Genomic DNA, 17,443 nt, shown 5'->3' on the forward strand with positions numbered 1-17,443 from the left:
TCTAATAATATAAAGGATCTTTTAAAGAGATCTTTTATTACTCTTACTACTAGTAACGGCTAGATCTGTTGATAATGTTCGCTTTACCATTTAAAACATGATCTTAACGCAGATCTAAAGGTGTTAATATGATCGGATCTTCCCGCGTAAAAGCTTTGATCAAAAGGGCTATTTATACACAGGGCAATATCGATTGGATCTTATCCAAGGGATAAACTAGGTTAAAATCGCAGTTAGATCAGTGTTTATCCACAATCCGATCTAAATTATCAGTAAATTGTGGGTAACTTTTATAACAACGATCAACACCGATCGGCTTAATTAAGCCCCACTGATTCGATCCAGCTTGGTAACCAGGCTAATGCCGTGTCTTCTGGCAATGCTTCATCAAGAATATTTAGCTCTAAGCGTTCTGCCACGCGGTTTGCGCCTTTATTAGCTAATAACTCATCTAGATTACGGCCTGCATAGTTATAGGTGTCGTAACTAGTGTCACCTAATCCGATCACACTGTAGTTTAATCCTTTAAGATCAGCCTGTTGGTTAATAGACTCAACAAATGGCAGTAGGTTCTCTGGGTAGTCTCCCGCGCCGTATGTAGAAGTACATAACAACCAAATAGTATCTTGCTGATCAATATCATCAAATACAGGCTGTTCATGAAGCTGGACTTGGATCCCTTGTTGTTCAAGGGCTTCTGCTAGTTGCTCAGCCACGTATTCTGCAGATCCCATTTGGCTGCCAACGATAATATTTACTGATTGCATGTGATTGATCATGTATAGAAATAAGTGGCCACATGATAACTAAGTTAGGGTGTGAGTAAAGCGTTGAATTACGATCTGAATAAGTTTTTCTGCTTAAAATGACAGCTTTAATTCATTGTTTTTTATAATCTACTGTTTTTAATAGTTTTTTATATTTATTCATAAATTAAACCCTTTGATCAAGCTGTTAATAAATTTGGGGAAAGTTCTGATCAAGCTAAATATTGGAAACTGTATAACTTTGCTAAGTTGTTGATCTTTAATTATGTGTAAGCGCTTAATTTTTCAGATCTGATAAAAATATTGAGTATGATCGTTTTGTGGATAGATCGCTTGTTGATAACGATCGGTTTGCAATTTGCGATCAATAAAATAGATCGAAAAAAACTTAAATAAGCGCTAATAAATGCTGTTTTTAAGAAAATTAGTTATCAAAAAGGGCTGTTGTATGAAAATAAATTCAAATTTCCGCGTTTTTTTATGATCAAATCAGCCTTTAGATCTAAAAAAGCCCCAAATGTGGATAACATTTTTAGCTAAATTCGATCTTAAAAGCTGTTTTGATCTAATTTTTTAGCTCGCTAAGTTAGTTTTCGATCTGAGTTAAACTGGTTTTTATTGTATTACCGACTAGATCATAGAGTGAATTACCCAATGAAAACCGTTTTGCACCACCAGCGAAAGCGGCTTTTGCTGAGTTAAAATTGCTCATTGCCATAACATTTAATGGCATATCTACTGTGTTAGCTAAGCTGGTTATGTGCTCTATGTTAGTTAAGCCGGGCACAAACAGACCGTCTGCACCTGCATTTTGATACGCTTTTGCTCGCTTTAATGTTGCTTGAAAAGGGGAGTCACTAACAAAGTAGGTATCGGTTCTGGCGTTTATAAATAAACCACCGAAGCCATTTTCGTTAAGTACTTTCTTTATTTCACTAATAATAGTGCATTGCTGTTCGATAGATCTCAGTGCGTTAGTGTCTTTATCTGAGTCCTCTATGTTGATGCCTACAACTCCTAATCTTGCTAACGCTAAAACGTTTTCGCTAATTTGCAGCGGATCGTTACTGTAGCCTGACTCTATATCGACAGAGAGTGGAATATGAAGGTGTTCGGTTAAGCTTTTAGCCAGTGCTAATTGAGTTTTAAAAGAGATGTTTTCACCATCAGCTAACCCTAAACTGGCAGCAATTCCCCAGCTGGTTGTTGCTACTGCTTTAGCTCCCGCAGCTTGGATGAATTGTGCTGAACTAAGATCCCACGCATTAGCGAGTACAAAGCCCCCATGCTGGTGGTGTAATTGGTGAAAGAGTTGATATTTGTCCATGATGTCCTCCGTTTAATGACATCGCTAGACTAATTGATATGAGGTTTATTACTGGCTGGTTTCGGCCCTGAACCGATAATTGATTAGTTGGAGTAAAAACAAAAAAAGAGTCTTGCGACTCTTTTTTATAATATTGATGACCGGAATTTATTTACCGATACAGAACGAACTAAAGATTTTCCCAAGTAGGTCATCAGAGGTAAATTCACCTGTTATCTCATTTAAGAACTGTTGCGTTAGGCGTAATTCTTCAGCCAAGATCTCACCAGCAATATGCATCTCTAATTGCTCTTTGCCTGTGTTTAAATGATAGGCTGCATGATCAAGTGCATCTAAGTGACGACGGCGTGCCATAAATCCACCTTCTGTGGCACCTTGGAAACCTATACATGCCTTTAAGTGAGTACGAACTAACTCTATACCCTCTGCATTTTTAGCGCTTAAACGGATCACCGGATATTGATCATGTTCATCCATACCGACATTTTCACCGGAAATATCGGCTTTATTTCGGATCACAGTAACACCCATACCCTCTGGTAACTTGGACATAAACTCTGGCCAAATATCATGAGGATCAGTGGCTGATGTATCAGTGCCGTCTAACATAAATAGTACGCGATCGGCTTGGTTAATTTCATCCCATGCGCGTTCAATACCAATTTGCTCTACTTTATCTGGGCTTTCACGCAGGCCTGCGGTATCAATAATATGTAGTGGCATACCATCAATGTGGATATGTTCGCGTAATACGTCACGTGTTGTACCCGCTATTTCGGTAACGATGGCTGCATCACGGCCAGCTAACGCATTAAGTAGGCTTGATTTACCAGCGTTAGGGCGACCCGCAATAACAACACGCATACCTTCACGCATGATGCTACCTTGTTTAGCTTGCTGAGTTACATTCTCTAATTGAGCAATAATGGCATTGAGATCTGCGGATACTTTACCGTCTGATAAAAAGTCGATTTCTTCATCAGGAAAATCAATCGCGGCTTCTACATACATACGTAGGTGAATGACTTTTTCCACCAGCGTTTCGATATGTTTAGAAAATTCACCTTGCAGTGATTGGAGGGCGCTTTTTGCTGCTTGTTCACTGGTTGCATTGATAAGGTCAGCAATTGCCTCTGCTTGAGTTAAATCAAGCTTATCATTCATAAATGCGCGCTCAGAGAACTCACCCGGTTTTGCTAAACGTACACCGTCAATTTGGCTAATTTCTTTTAATAGCATATCAAGTACAACAGGGCCGCCGTGACCTTGTAGTTCTAGTACGTCTTCGCCGGTAAATGAATTTGGCCCTTGAAAGTAAATAGCAATACCTTGGTCAAGCTGTTCACCGCTCAAGCTCTTAAATGGTACATAGTCTGCGTAACGTGTTTTAGGACAACGGCCAATAATCTGTTCTGCCACTGTTTTAGCTAAGCTGCCAGAGACGCGAATAATACCAACCCCACCACGTCCTGGTGCGGTCGCTTGTGCTGCAATTGTGTCTTGATTAATCATGCGATGAAATAATGCCAATAAAAGAATGAATGCTGGCTCTATTGTAACCTATGGCTTAATTTCATGCGAATAGCTGTTTGAGTAATGAGGTAGCAAAAGTCTGATGTAAGTAATACTTTATTTAGCTTTAATTAATAATAAACGACCATTGCAAATGATAATTATATTCATTACCATATTGCGCATTCTAAATCTTATCGTTTTTTATTATGCGTCTTTCTGCTGTTTTTATTGCACTTGCTGCTGGTTTTTCGGGCGTTGCCCATGCTCAAACTGAAGTGACTACTTCTGATCAAAATGATTCTAAAGAACTCGAAAAAATAGAAGTTGTTGGCCGTGCGTTTTCTTTATATCGCCCAACCGAGTCAAGTTTTGCTACTCGTACCAATACACCCTTAGAGAAAATTCCTCAGTCAATTCAAATTTTGCCGCAGGAGCTGATCAGTGATCAGGCTGCTCGCCAAATTACCGACCTTTATAGCAATATTGCTGGCGTTAATGCCTTTAGTTATTCCGGCGTGACATTTCGTGGCTTTCGCCAAGATGAGATTTTATACGATGGCGTAAAGGGCGACCCTTTCAATGGCTTTGCTGTACCGCAATTATTTAATATTGAACAAGTTGCGGTTTTAAAAGGACCTGCTGGCGCTATATACGGTAGTGGTAATCCGGGTGGTATTATTAACTATGTAACTAAGAAGCCTAAATTCACCAGTGAACACAGTATTGAAGTTGAAGTAGGTAATGATGACTTCTTCAGTGGTGCATTAGAAAGCACAGGAACATTGAGTGAATCACTTGATAATCATGCTTACCGTGTTGGTCTTTACCGTGATACTGAAAAGCCATTCCGTGCTAATACTAGCGGCGATAATACCATTGTTGATCTTGGTTATACGTGGCTTATCAATAGTGCAACCGAATTGACCACTCAGTATACCTATATAGAGCAAGAGTTGGGTGGGGCACGTTTACGTGGTGTACCTGCTGATGATAATGGCAATTTTTTAACTGATATTAGCTGGAATCATAACGAGGCGACAGACTTTCAAAATGTTGAAGCCCATGTCTATCAGGCAACTTTAAAACATGAGTTTAATGATGTTTGGCGCACAGATGTCACAGCACGTTATTTTGATAACAAAGAAGTGCAAAACTACCATGAACCAAGAGGCCTCGTTGATACAGATGACGACGGTATTGTTGATTGGAGCCATCGTGAGTTTCGTGATCAAGTACGTGAGAACGAAGGTTTTAGCTTAACAGCTAATGCGATTGCAGAGTTTGCATTTGCTAATATGCAGCATCAAGTGCTGTTTGGTAGTGATTGGTATGAACATGATTTTGAAAGCGTCTACCGTACAGCTACGCAACAAAGTAAAGGTGGCCCAGTACCAGGACTTGATCTTAACAACCCTGAGTATGGTTTAACCTCTGTTGATGATTATGACCTTGATAGTATTACCCCACGGCTTGGTAAAACGAATAGCACCCGCTTTGGTGCCTACTTGCAAGATCAACTAGATATCACCGCTAATTGGAGTGTGACAGCTGGCTTAAGGTATGACCGCTTTGAAGATAAAGATCTGTTAAATCAAACCGAGTTTTCTGATAGCGACTTAACCTACCGTATTGGTACCAGCTATAACATTAATAATATGTTCTTCCCTTATGCGCTACATGGCACTGGCTTTGTGCCGCAAAGTGCGAGTAATCAAGAAACAGCAAAGGGCGGTCCGTTCTCGCCGGAGACTAGCCGCATTAACGAGTTAGGTTTAAGAACCAAGCTATTAGCAGACACACTTGCTGTTAATATGGCTGTGTACGATATTGTCCGCGAAAACATCCTGCAGCCTAGCTTATTAGGTGATGTTGCAGGTGACGGCGTTGATGACCTAGTTGCCGTTGGTGAAGTACAAAGTAAGGGTTTTGAACTTGAAGTGGTTGGTGACATCACTGAGCGCTGGGTAGTTACTGCAAGCTACGCTTATAATGATACCCGTATTACTAAAGCCAACGACAGCATTCGTAACCAAATTCCTGATAGCGATAAATTTGCTAACGCGCCGCAAAATACCCTAGGTATATGGACACGCTATGAGCTACCTAGCTTATCGTCATCTATTTCTGCTGGCTTAGATTATGTTGATGAACAGCTTAGTTTAGGCGGTCAACGTGTTAAACCTTATACTGTTTACAACATGGCGTGGCAAACAACCGTTGATAACTGGCAATGGCAGCTATCAGTTAAGAACCTATTTGATAAAGAATACGCAAGCAGTGGCTTTATCGAGCGAACAGGGCACTTTCCTGGTGAGCCACGCCGTGTCTATTTAAGTGCTAAATACAGCTTTTAATGGTGGCGTGTGAACGCTAAAAGTTGGTTTAACTTACATTCTTGGGCAGGACTCTTTGTTGGAGTCCTGCTTTTTGTTACCTGCGTATCGGGAACACTCGCTACGTTAAGTCATGAACTCGAGTACTTAACAGACGCTAAGTACCGTGCTTTAACCTCTTCTGCTTCGACTAACTACCCAGCTCTCGAAAACACCCTTAATAAGCATTATCCGCAAGCTCAGTTACTTTATATTCAACGTCATAAGCAAGATTACCTTGCCACTGAAGCGGCTCTTAAAGTCGGTGATTCATTTCGCTTTGTTTATTTAGATGCTGCAACGGGTCGCTTACTCGGTGAAGGAGAGTGGGCGCGGATATCGCGGTTTTTACGTAACTGGCATATGAACTTGTCGATGGGCTGGATGGGTAAACTAATCGTCACCAGTTTGAGTATTTTACTCGTTATTTTATTGGTCTCGAGTTTTTATGTGTATCGGCGCTGGTGGCAAGGCTTTATGAAAAAGCCTGCTGCGCTAAGCCTTGATAAACGTAGTAGTTGGTCTGATTGGCATAAGCTGTTAGGGCTTTGGAGTTTATGGTTTATTGCTGTGATGGCCATCACAGGGGGTTGGTATCTGGTAGAACATGGGCTGCAAACTGCGAAGGTACCTCACTATGTCTCTAGTCCACCAGCCGTGAGTGAGTTTAAAAAACAAAGCCCTCGCAAAGATCTATCGCCAATTAGTTTAGCTGCTACTTATGAAGCCGCTCAACAGGCATTTCCTAGCCTTGATATTCGCTATATTCGTTATCCTAATAAAGCGGAACAGCCTATTGAAGTACGTGGTTATAACGATGATATTTTACTACGCCTTCGTGCTAACCGGGTTTATTTAAAACCAAGTTCCGGTGAAGTTCTAGGCATACAAAAAGGGGAAGAACTAAACCTGCTTCCACGAATTAAAGACACCGCTGATCCGCTGCACTTTGGTAACTTTGCAGGAATTGGTACTAAGCTTATTTGGGGTGTATTTGGTGCATTAATGAGCTTTGTAAGCGCTGCAGGCATCTATATGAGTTGGCTTAGGGTTAAGCGTAAAACAACGACTGGAAAGTGGCTTGGTTTATCTGGGGTGGTTGCAATCGGTTTGGTAGTTGCTTCGTTACTAACAACAAGTTTGAGCTTTACTGAACGCAGTGTGCCCAATCAAGTTTATTCTCCTATTCTCGGTTAGTTTTTTTTCAGGCATTAAAAAAGGCGCAGTTAGCGCCTTTTTTATTGGGTTAAGAGTTTAGCCTCTTACCTTAATACCTTTTTTCTCCATACCGCGGTAGATGATTAGCATCTGTGCGATTGAGATAAGGTTCGATACTAACCAGTAAAGTACTAGGCCAGATGGGAACCATAAGAAGAAAATAGAGAATACAACTGGCATAAAGGTCATCATTTTTTGCTGCATAGGGTCAGTAACCGTCATAGGTTGCAGCTTTTGAGTGATGAACATACTTAAACCAAATAAAACAGGTAATACGTAGTATGGGTCCATTGCTGATAAGTCATTTAACCATAAAACGAATTCAGCATGACGTAGCTCAGTTGATTCTAAGAATACGTAGAATAACGCTAAGAAGATTGGCATTTGTAGTAACAGTGGGAAACAGCCACCCATAGGGTTCACTTTTTCTTTGCGGTACATTTCCATCATAGCTTGACCGAATTTTTGACGGTCATCACCATACTTCTCTTTTAGTGCAGCCATTTTAGGCTGTAAGGCACGCATCTTAGCCATTGACGTGTATTGTGCTTTAGTAAGCGGGTACATTGCCGTTTTAACGATAACCGTGATTGCAATGATAGCTAGACCCCAGTTACCTAGGATGCTGTGTAACCACTTAAGTAGTACGAATAATGGTTGTGAGATAAACCATAACCAACCATAGTCTACAGTTAGGTCTAAGTCTGGGTGGATTGCTTCTAGTACGTCAGACTCTTTCGGGCCCATGTAATAAGTTGATCTAAGTGTTGCTTGCGTACCAGCTTGTACGTTAACTGCTTCACCTTTAGTACCAATAATTGCCGCATTACCAGCAACTAATTTGCTGTAAAGGGTATTTTGTTGGTCTTGCTTTGGTACCCACGCACTTACAAAGTAGTGTTGGATAAATGCAATGTAGCCGCCAGCTGTAGTGATGTTAAGGTTTTTATCAGCCATGTCTGAGAAGCTGTACTTTTCGTATGGCTCTTCTTCAGTACCAAATGCTGCGCCTAAGTAGTTTTGATCTACTAAGCTACCTTTTTCTTGTACTGTGCGTTTTACTTGCGTGTATAACTGAACTTGAATTGGATCAGCTGTTACGTTGTTTACTGTGTACTCTAAATCTACAGCGTAGTCGCCTTTTTTGAAGATATAAGTTTTAGTAAACGTCACACCTTTACTGTCAGTAAACTCAAGTGGTACACGTAGCTCATCACCCGTTAAAGTGAATGCTTTTTGTGTGGTTTTATAAACAGGGCGACCAGCAACAGTTGCGTCAGGACCATTTAAACCAATTAAGCCACTTTGCGAGAAGTATTGCTTACCATCGAACTCACCTAATAGCATGTAAGGTGTGTTACTGCCTTTTACCTCTTCGTACTGAAGTAAGTCTGTTTCAATGATGTCACCACCACGGGTGTCAATTTTAACAGTGAATACGTCAGTTGTTACATCGATAACTGAGCGCTTTGCTGTCGTTACAGCTGGAACTTCACCGTCAGATGATGCAGGAATAAAGTCATCAGATTCTGGTGTTGTTGCGCCTAGTGTTTGTGTTGTGGCACTTGGATCAGCCTTTGGTGCGTTGTAGTCGTTATTCCATTCTTGAAATAATAAAAACGACACAAGCATCAAGCCGATTAATAAAAACGTGCGTTGCGATTCCATAACAGCTCTTATTTCTCGTGTTGGTGGTTAATATGATTTTTTGCCGGTACGGGATCATCCCCACCAGCATGTAAAGGGTGGCATTTTAATATGCGTTTAACAGCTAACCAACTGCCTTTTACACTTCCATGCAAATTAATTGCTTGAATAGCGTAACTAGAGCAGGTTGGATTAAAACGACAATGCGGGCCTAATAGTGGGCTTATCCATTTTTGATAGCCGCGTATTAGCATGACTAAACAGCGCTTTGGAATAGCAACAAGTGGTTTAAGTAACCTCATGATGTGTCTGCCCCTGCGTTAATTTAGTCAATGGATACCATGAATTTAAATTCCCATCGTAGAATTTTAAATGCATGATTAAAAGGTGAGCTAAAGATACCTTAATTAAGCCTGTAATTCTATTGCTATCAGGCTTGTTTATTAGATTTAGCTGATTTATTCGGGCGTTTTTTAAATGGTGGTGGTTTAGGTGCACCAGGCTTGCAGCGTTCGTTAATTTTTCGCCACAATTTATTTAGTTGCTTTGTTAGCTCTTCGTTGGACTGTTCATCAATACCACTTTTAACCATAAGCACAATATCAATGTTATCGAGTTTATGTTGATTTAAACGGAAACTTTCGCGAGCAAGTCGTTTAATTCGATTACGTTGACAGGCTTTTTTAACGCGTTTTTTTGCGACCGTAAGACCTAATCGAGGATTAGTTTGGTCATTGCGTTTAGCTAATAGGGTAAAGAAAGGAGTCGCAGCGCGTGCTGGTTCATTAAAGATTCGAGAGTAATGCGAGGGAGTTAACAGACGTAACTCCCTGCTGAAGCTAAAGTCTTCCACTTATATATTAAGCAGAAAGAACTTTACGGCCTTTAGCACGACGACGAGCTAATACTTTACGGCCATTTGCTGTTGCCATACGAGCACGGAAACCGTGTGTACGTTTGCGTTTTAAAACGCTAGGTTGAAAAGTTCTTTTCATAACAATTCCATCCGATCGGTTAAGGTTAAAACATCCTATGCAGGTCGCGATCCTGGCACAGGTGCCATTGCGAGCGCGAGATATTATAGATGAAGACAACAAAAGTCAATCATTAAAACGCTGCAGAGGCCGTAATTATAAAGGATCCTTTTAACTGATCATATAGGATCATCATAAATAAGAAGTTTTCCACAGCCTCTGTATAAAAAGTGAATAAAAGCTTGGGAAAAGCCAATTCGATCGTAGAATTTGATCGCGATCTGGCTGCAGATTTGTTATGATCACTGTTCGAGCTTAAAAAATAATTTTCTTAAAAATCAGTGTTTTATTGTTTTATGTTGCTGAGATCATATTTTTCATAAAAATCAATCTTGTACTTGTGGATAAAGTACCTTCATAATAGTCGGTCTGGGCCATGAAAGTTGGTCAAAGATTAGCAATAAATGTTTGATTTTCCATCATTAAAGATGAACGGGAATAAAAATTAAATCTCTGGGAGTTTAACTGTGTATCTGTCGGTTTGGCAAAGTTGTTTATATGTATTGCAAGATGAATTGCCTTCACAGCAATTCAGTATGTGGGTAAGACCACTTCAAGCAGAAAGTACCGAAGATACGTTGACTATATATGCACCTAACCGTTTTGTTTTGGATTGGGTGAGAGAAAAGTATTTAAACCGTATTAATGAACTACTCGTTGAAATTTGTGGTGATGAAGCACCTGAATTACGTTTTGATGTTGGTAGTAAACCTATTTTAAATGCCCAAGTGGCATCTGCACCGGCTGCAGCAGAAACAAGCGCATCTGTTCCACAACAAACTGCTGAAAAGCAACAGCCAAAACCTGAAAAAGCAGCGGTCGAACCTGCACCAAAATCAGGCTATAAATCAAACATTAAAGAAAATTATACCTTTGATAGCTTTGTTGAAGGTAAATCAAACCAATTAGCAAAAGCTGCAGCGACTCAAGTTGCAGATAACCCAGGTTCAGCATTTAACCCTGTATTTATATACGGTGGTACTGGCTTAGGTAAAACTCACTTATTACACGCTGTTGGTAACGGTATTATGGCTAATAAGCCAGACGCGAAAATTGTTTATATGCACTCTGAGCGATTTGTGCAAGACATGGTTAAAGCGTTACAAAATAATGCAATCGAAGAATTTAAACGTTATTACCGAAGTGTTGATGCATTGATGATCGATGACATTCAATTTTTCGCTAATAAAGAACGCTCACAAGAAGAGTTCTTTCATACCTTCAATGCTTTACTTGAAGGAAATCAACAGATTATCTTAACTTCAGACCGCTATCCAAAAGAGATAGAAGGGGTTGAAGATCGCCTTAAATCACGTTTTGGTTGGGGCTTAACAATTGCTATTGAGCCGCCAGAGCTTGAAACGCGCGTTGCTATTTTGATGAAAAAAGCGCAGCAAAGTAAAATCAATTTACCTCACGAAGTTGCCTTTTTTATCGCTAAAAAGTTGCGTTCAAACGTGCGGGAATTAGAAGGGGCGTTAAACCGCGTTATTGCTAATGCAAACTTTACTGGTCGTCCGATTTCAATCGACTTTGTAAAAGAAGCGCTACGTGACTTACTTGCGCTGCAAGATAAACTGGTAACGATAGATAATATTCAACGCACTGTTGCTGAGTATTACCGTATTCGTGTGTCAGATTTACTCTCTAAACGCCGTAGCCGTTCAGTAGCAAGACCACGTCAAGTGGCCATGGCATTATCAAAAGAACTTACAAATCACAGTTTACCTGAGATTGGCGACGCCTTTGGTGGTCGTGATCACACAACTGTATTACACGCTTGTCGTAAAGTTAAATCACTACGTGACGAAAGCCACGAAGTGAAAGAAGATTATCAAAACTTAATAAGAACCTTGTCATCTTAAGGCCGACTTTATTATGCAAATAACAATATCAAGAGAGCAATTTTTAAAACCTTTAGTTCAAGTGTCTGGTGCGATTGAGCGTAAGCACACCTTACCGATTTTATCGAACGTACTGTTAGTTGTTGAAAACGGACAACTTTCGATGACGGGTACTGATCTTGAAATTGAGTTAGTGGCGAGTGTGTTTGTCGGTGAAGATACCACAGATACGCAACTCACTTTACCAGCTAAAAAGTTACTCGATATTTGTAAAAGTTTACCTGATGGCTCAGACCTTACGTTAAGTAGCCAAGATCATCAGTTACTACTAACAAGTGGTAAAAGCCGTTTTTCTTTAACTACGCTGGCCGCTGAAGATTTTCCGAATCTTGAGCAGTGGGATGGTGAAGTTGAGTTTCAACTAACGCGTTTAGAGTTGCGTAAACTTTTAGAGAGCACGCACTTTTCTATGGCGAATCAAGATGTACGTTATTACTTAAACGGTATGTCATTTGAAGTTGATAACGCAGATATCAAAACAGTGGCTACAGATGGCCACCGTTTGGCAATTGCACAAAAGCAATTACCGCAGTCTTTAAATACACAGCGTCAGTTAATTATTCCACGTAAAGGTGTGCAAGAAATTATGCGCCTAATGGTGGCTGATGATGAGCTAGTAACCATTCAATTTGGTGCTAACCATATTCGTATTATTGATACTGAGTTTACATTTACTAGTAAACTAGTTGATGGTCGTTTTCCTGATTATCGTCGAGTATTGCCGCGTGGTGGTGACAAAGTGATTACTGCTAATCGTGAATGGCTTCGTAGTGCTTTCCAACGTGTGTCTATTTTATCGAATGAAAAGTTTCGTGGTGTACGTTTAAATCTGTCTGAAGGTTTATTAAAAATTACAGCAAACAACCCTGAGCAAGAACAAGCTGAAGAGGTGGTTGAAGTAATGTACCAAGGCGGCGAACTTGAAATTGGCTTTAACGTTTCTTATGTGCTTGATGTACTGAATACATTAAAAACAGAAGATGTAACCTTTACGCTTGCAGACTCTAATAGCAGTGCGCTAATTGAAGGTGCAGGTGACGAAGAAGCTATGTACGTTGTAATGCCGATGCGCCTATAAGCTTATATGAGTTTAAGTCATTTAAGCCTCAATAATTTTCGGAATATTGAGGCGCTGACACTTGAGCCGGTTAATGGCATAAACATTATCTATGGCGAAAATGGCAGCGGAAAAACCAGTCTCCTTGAGGCGATATATTTCCTTTCTCACGGTAAATCATTTCGTACCGCCAAACATAAAAATATCATTCAGCATCAACAAGACAAGTTTGTGATTCATGGTCGCAAAGCGCTGCATGATTTGTCTATTCCGATTGGTATAAGTAAAAACCAAGCGGGTGAAACGTCTTTAAAGATTCAGGGAAAAACGAGCCGTAAAATCTCTGAATTAGCTCAACTAGTGCCGGTGCAAGTTATTACTCCAGAAAGCTATTCGTTGTTTTTTGGTGGCCCAAAAGAGCGTAGAAAATTTCTCGATTTAGGATTGTTCCACGTGGAACATGACTTTTTTTACTTGTGGCAGTCTTTTAATAAAGTACTAAAACAACGTAATGCTTTATTAAAAAGTAAACCTCGAGATTATTTCGAACAGATCAAGTTTTGGGATAAAGAATTTGTTAGACTAGCTGAACAAATAAATAATCTAAGAATCGCGTATATAAGTAGGTTTAAGCAGCAGTTTTTTGATAAAATGTGTGCAGAATTAACGCTTGTAAGCGATTTAGAAATTAACTTTCATGCGGGTTGGAAAGAGAGTGAAACGCTCTCAGAGGCGCTTGAGCAAAGCTTTGAACGTGATGCCAAACAAGGTTTCACAAGTAAAGGTCCGCATAAAGCTGATTTTAGTTTTAGTGCTTCTGGTAACAGTGTAGAAAATACCTTTTCTCGCGGTCAATTGAAGCTCTTGCTTTATGCGTTAAAAGTAACGCAAAATAGCTTAATTGAGTCAGAAACAGATAAGCAATCTATATTGCTAATAGATGACTTACCTTCAGAACTAGGTGAAGATACAAAAGAAAAAGTGGGTCAACTTTTGACTCATTGCGATTCGCAACTTTTTATCTCATCAATTTTATCTGAAAGTATTTCTGCTGTGGTGGAACCCATGCAACGAGAACTAAAAATGTTCCACGTGAAACATGGCAACCTAATAACAAGATAAGTGGGATTAACCATGTCTGAGAATTACGATTCGTCGAGTATTAAAGTACTTAAAGGATTAGACGCAGTAAGAAAGCGTCCAGGAATGTATATAGGGGACACCGATGACGGTACAGGCCTTCACCATATGGTGTTTGAGGTTGTTGATAACTCTATCGATGAAGCCTTAGCTGGTCATTGTGATGATATTTTTGTAACGATTCACTTAGACGGTTCAGTCTCTGTAAGAGATAACGGTCGTGGTATTCCTACATCTATTCACGAAGAAGAAGGTGTTTCAGCGGCTGAAGTTATCATGACGGTACTTCACGCTGGTGGTAAGTTCGATGATAACTCTTATAAAGTATCTGGTGGCTTACACGGTGTAGGTGTTTCGGTAGTAAATGCACTATCTGAAAAGCTGCAACTGACCATTCGTCGTGAAGGAAAAATTCACCAACAAACATATACTATGGGTGTACCAGATGCGCCATTGGCTGTAATTGGTGACGCAACAGACACAGGTACCGAATTACGTTTCTGGCCAAGTGGTGAAACATTCACTGACCTTAACTTTCACTACGATATTTTAGCAAAGCGTTTACGTGAGCTTTCGTTCTTAAACTCTGGTGTAAGTATCATTCTTACTGATGAGCGCGAAGAATCTAAGAATGACCACTTCAAATATGATGGTGGTATCCAAGCATTCGTAGAATATCTAAACCGTAACAAAACACCTGTACATAAAAGTGTTTTCCACTTTACCCATGAGCGTGAAGAAGACGGTATTAGTGTAGAAGTTTCAATGCAATGGAACGATGGTTTCCAAGAAAGCATTTACTGTTTCACAAACAACATTCCACAGCGTGATGGTGGTACGCACTTAGCTGGCTTTAGAGCAGCATTAACACGTACGCTAAATAACTACATGGAAAAAGAAGGCTTTAACAAAAAAGCGAAAACAACAAGTAATGCAACGGGTGATGATGCTCGTGAAGGCTTAACTGCGGTTGTAAGTGTTAAAGTTCCTGATCCTAAGTTCTCATCACAAACTAAAGACAAACTAGTATCAAGTGAAGTTAAGTCTGCTGTAGAACAAGCAATGGCAGAAAAATTAACAGAGTTCTTATTAGAAAACCCTGTTGATGCTAAAACAGTTGTTGGCAAAATTATTGATGCAGCACGAGCTCGAGAAGCAGCACGTAAAGCACGTGAAATGACACGCCGTAAAGGTGCAATGGATTTAGCTGGCTTACCAGGTAAATTGGCAGACTGCCAAGAAAAAGATCCAGCACTTTCTGAACTATACATAGTGGAGGGTGACTCTGCAGGTGGTTCAGCTAAGCAGGGTCGTAACCGTAAAAACCAAGCAATTTTGCCACTTAAAGGTAAGATTCTTAACGTAGAAAAAGCACGCTTTGATAAGATGCTTTCTTCTCAAGAAGTAGCAACTCTAATCACTGCATTAGGCTGTGGTATTGGTCGTGATGAATATGACCCAGAAAAACTACGTTATCATCGTATCATTATCATGACCGATGCGGACGTGGATGGTTCTCACATTCGTACCTTACTACTGACTTTCTTCTACCGTCAAATGCCAGAGATTGTAGAAAAAGGCTTTATCTATATTGCGCAGCCACCACTTTATAAAGTGAAAAAAGGTAAGCAAGAACGCTACATTAAAGATGACCCAGCGCTTGTTGATTACTTAACATCATTAGCATTAAACAATGCTGCACTTTATACAAGCGAAGGTGCATCTGCACTTGAAGGTGAAGAGCTAGAAAGAATCGTTCACGACTATCAAAATACAGTTAAAGTGATTGAGCGCTTAAAACGTAAATATCCAAACTCGGTTATGGAACGTTTAATTTATCAAAGCGAAATTACCGAAGCTGATTTAGCAGATGAAGCAAAAGTTAAAGAGTGGACTAACACTCTTGTTGACGACTTAATTGCACGTGATGAAGATGCAACTATCTTCCATGCGGGCACTGAGTACGATACTGAGCGCAACATGTATTATCCTGTTGTGAATATTCGTCAGCATGGTGTGGATAAAGCTCATGTACTAAACCATGACTTCATCACATCGCGTGACTACAAACGCATTGCAGCGACAGGCGTAAACATTGCTAACTTACTTGAAGAAGGGGCATATGTTCAACGCGGTGAGAAAACTCTTACTGTTGATAACTTTGTGGATGCATTAGAGTGGTTAATCAATGAATCGAAGCGTGGCCTTTATATCCAACGCTATAAAGGACTTGGTGAGATGAACCCAGATCAGCTTTGGGAAACCACTATGGACCCAGATGCTCGTCGTATGTTGAAAGTAACAATTGAAGATGCAGTAGCGGCAGACCAATTGTTTGCGACTCTAATGGGTGACCAAGTTGAGCCGCGTCGTGACTTCATCGAAACGAATGCGCTACGTGTAGTTAACCTAGACGTATAACGCGAAATTAAGAATTAAAAAGGAGCCAACTGGCTCCTTTTTTTCTTGCTGAAAAAGCACAAACTGCTTAAAACCTTACTGCACACAAGGTATACTGAGAGCAATTTTCAGACTAAACGCACCAGATACTATAAGCCAAATATGCAAAAATATGACGTTAAAACCTTTCAAGGTTTGATCCTGGCTTTACAGGACTATTGGGCACAGCAAGGCTGTGTGATTGCTCAACCACTCGATATGGAAGTGGGAGCAGGGACATTTCATCCGTTAACTTTCTTAAAGTCAATTGGCCCAGAGCCAATGTCGAGCGCGTATGTTCAACCATGCCGCCGTCCAACTGATGGTCGCTATGGTGAAAACCCGAACCGTTTACAGCATTACTACCAATTCCAAGTTGTATTAAAGCCATCACCAGAAAACATTCAGGAGCTCTATTTAGGCTCTTTAGCTGCTGTTGGTATTGATACACTAACTGATGAAGTTCGCTTCGTAGAAGACAACTGGGAGTCGCCTACATTAGGTGCATGGGGTCTAGGTTGGGAGATCTGGTTAAACGGCATGGAAGTAACTCAGTTCACTTACTTCCAGCAAGTAGGTGGCTTAGAGTGCTCACCAGTAACCGGTGAAATCACTTATGGTCTTGAGCGTTTAGCTATGTATATTCAAGGCGTAGATAGTATCTATGACCTAGTATGGGCAGACGGTCCTATGGGTCGTGTGACATACGGTGATGTATTCCATCAAAATGAAGTAGAGCAGTCAGCTTATAACTTCGAACAAGCGGATGTTGAGTTCTTATTTGCACAGTTCGATCACTGTGAAAAAGAAAGCGAAAAGCTAATTGAAGCAGGCTTACCATTACCAGCTTATGAGCAAGTAATGAAAGCATCACATGCGTTTAACTTATTAGACGCTCGTCACGCTATCTCTGTAACAGAACGTCAACGTTATATCTTACGTGTTCGTGCTTTATCTAAAGCATGTGCGCAAAGTTACTATGATGCCCGTGAAGCTCTTGGTTTCCCGCTTTGTAAGGATTAA

At 40.3% G+C, this 17,443-nt stretch carries 14 protein-coding genes; 7 read left to right on the plus strand and 7 right to left on the minus strand.

The window, feature by feature from the left end; translation table 11 throughout:
* Window positions 1–317: 317 nt before the first annotated feature.
* From mioC to mnmE, 3 genes are all read right to left on the minus strand, one after another.
* Entirely contained in the window at window positions 318–767 is a 450-nt protein-coding gene (mioC, locus tag WA256_RS18330; RefSeq protein WP_063527284.1) for an FMN-binding protein MioC, read from the minus strand.
* Between the two features lie 586 nt (window positions 768–1,353).
* Window positions 1,354–2,094, minus strand: a complete 741-nt coding sequence (locus WA256_RS18335; RefSeq protein ID WP_335992790.1) for an isocitrate lyase/PEP mutase family protein — start codon at window positions 2,092–2,094, stop codon at window positions 1,354–1,356.
* A 147-nt stretch (window positions 2,095–2,241) separates the two neighbouring features.
* Window positions 2,242–3,606 (minus strand): tRNA uridine-5-carboxymethylaminomethyl(34) synthesis GTPase MnmE, encoded by a 1,365-nt coding sequence (gene mnmE, locus WA256_RS18340; protein WP_335992791.1) that lies wholly within the window; start codon window positions 3,604–3,606, stop codon window positions 2,242–2,244.
* Window positions 3,607–3,815: 209 nt separating this feature from the next.
* On the opposite strand from mnmE, the gene WA256_RS18345 reads away from it, so the two are divergent.
* Window positions 3,816–5,963 (plus strand): TonB-dependent siderophore receptor, encoded by a 2,148-nt coding sequence (locus WA256_RS18345; RefSeq protein ID WP_335992792.1) that lies wholly within the window; start codon window positions 3,816–3,818, stop codon window positions 5,961–5,963.
* Window positions 5,964–5,972: 9 nt separating this feature from the next.
* A complete protein-coding gene (locus WA256_RS18350; RefSeq protein WP_335992793.1) occupies window positions 5,973–7,178 on the plus strand; it encodes a PepSY-associated TM helix domain-containing protein in 1,206 nt (401 codons plus the stop codon).
* Between the two features lie 57 nt (window positions 7,179–7,235).
* Here the strand turns inward: WA256_RS18350 and yidC are convergent, their stop codons facing one another.
* The 4 genes from yidC to rpmH all read right to left on the minus strand — a co-directional run bounded on the left by yidC (window position 7,236) and on the right by rpmH (window position 9,841).
* Entirely contained in the window at window positions 7,236–8,867 is a 1,632-nt protein-coding gene (yidC, locus tag WA256_RS18355; RefSeq protein ID WP_335992794.1) for a membrane protein insertase YidC, read from the minus strand.
* Between the two features lie 8 nt (window positions 8,868–8,875).
* Entirely contained in the window at window positions 8,876–9,148 is a 273-nt protein-coding gene (gene yidD, locus WA256_RS18360) for a membrane protein insertion efficiency factor YidD (RefSeq protein WP_054563758.1), read from the minus strand.
* A 128-nt stretch (window positions 9,149–9,276) separates the two neighbouring features.
* Window positions 9,277–9,699 carry a ribonuclease P protein component gene (gene rnpA / locus WA256_RS18365; protein WP_058583673.1) on the minus strand — a complete coding sequence of 141 codons (423 nt, stop codon included), beginning with the start codon at window positions 9,697–9,699 and terminating at the stop codon, window positions 9,277–9,279.
* 7 nt (window positions 9,700–9,706) lie between these two features.
* Entirely contained in the window at window positions 9,707–9,841 is a 135-nt protein-coding gene (rpmH, locus tag WA256_RS18370; RefSeq protein ID WP_008488847.1) for a 50S ribosomal protein L34, read from the minus strand.
* Between the two features lie 506 nt (window positions 9,842–10,347).
* Between rpmH and dnaA the strand changes: the two genes are divergently transcribed.
* From dnaA to glyQ, 5 genes are all read left to right on the plus strand, one after another.
* Entirely contained in the window at window positions 10,348–11,745 is a 1,398-nt protein-coding gene (dnaA, locus tag WA256_RS18375) for a chromosomal replication initiator protein DnaA (RefSeq protein ID WP_058583674.1), read from the plus strand.
* A 13-nt stretch (window positions 11,746–11,758) separates the two neighbouring features.
* Window positions 11,759–12,862 (plus strand): DNA polymerase III subunit beta, encoded by a 1,104-nt coding sequence (gene dnaN / locus WA256_RS18380; RefSeq protein ID WP_054563760.1) that lies wholly within the window; start codon window positions 11,759–11,761, stop codon window positions 12,860–12,862.
* Window positions 12,863–12,868: 6 nt separating this feature from the next.
* Entirely contained in the window at window positions 12,869–13,963 is a 1,095-nt protein-coding gene (recF, locus tag WA256_RS18385; RefSeq protein WP_335992795.1) for a DNA replication/repair protein RecF, read from the plus strand.
* A gap of 12 nt (window positions 13,964–13,975) precedes the next feature.
* The gene (gene gyrB, locus WA256_RS18390) at window positions 13,976–16,402 is read left to right on the plus strand and encodes a DNA topoisomerase (ATP-hydrolyzing) subunit B (RefSeq protein ID WP_335992796.1); all 2,427 of its coding nucleotides are present in this window, start codon (window positions 13,976–13,978) and stop codon (window positions 16,400–16,402) included.
* A gap of 141 nt (window positions 16,403–16,543) precedes the next feature.
* A complete protein-coding gene (gene glyQ, locus WA256_RS18395) occupies window positions 16,544–17,443 on the plus strand; it encodes a glycine--tRNA ligase subunit alpha (protein WP_054554789.1) in 900 nt (299 codons plus the stop codon).

Source organism: Pseudoalteromonas sp. CH_XMU1449-3, from assembly GCF_037027245.1.
GTDB classification, from domain to species: Bacteria; Pseudomonadota; Gammaproteobacteria; order Enterobacterales; family Alteromonadaceae; genus Pseudoalteromonas; species Pseudoalteromonas shioyasakiensis.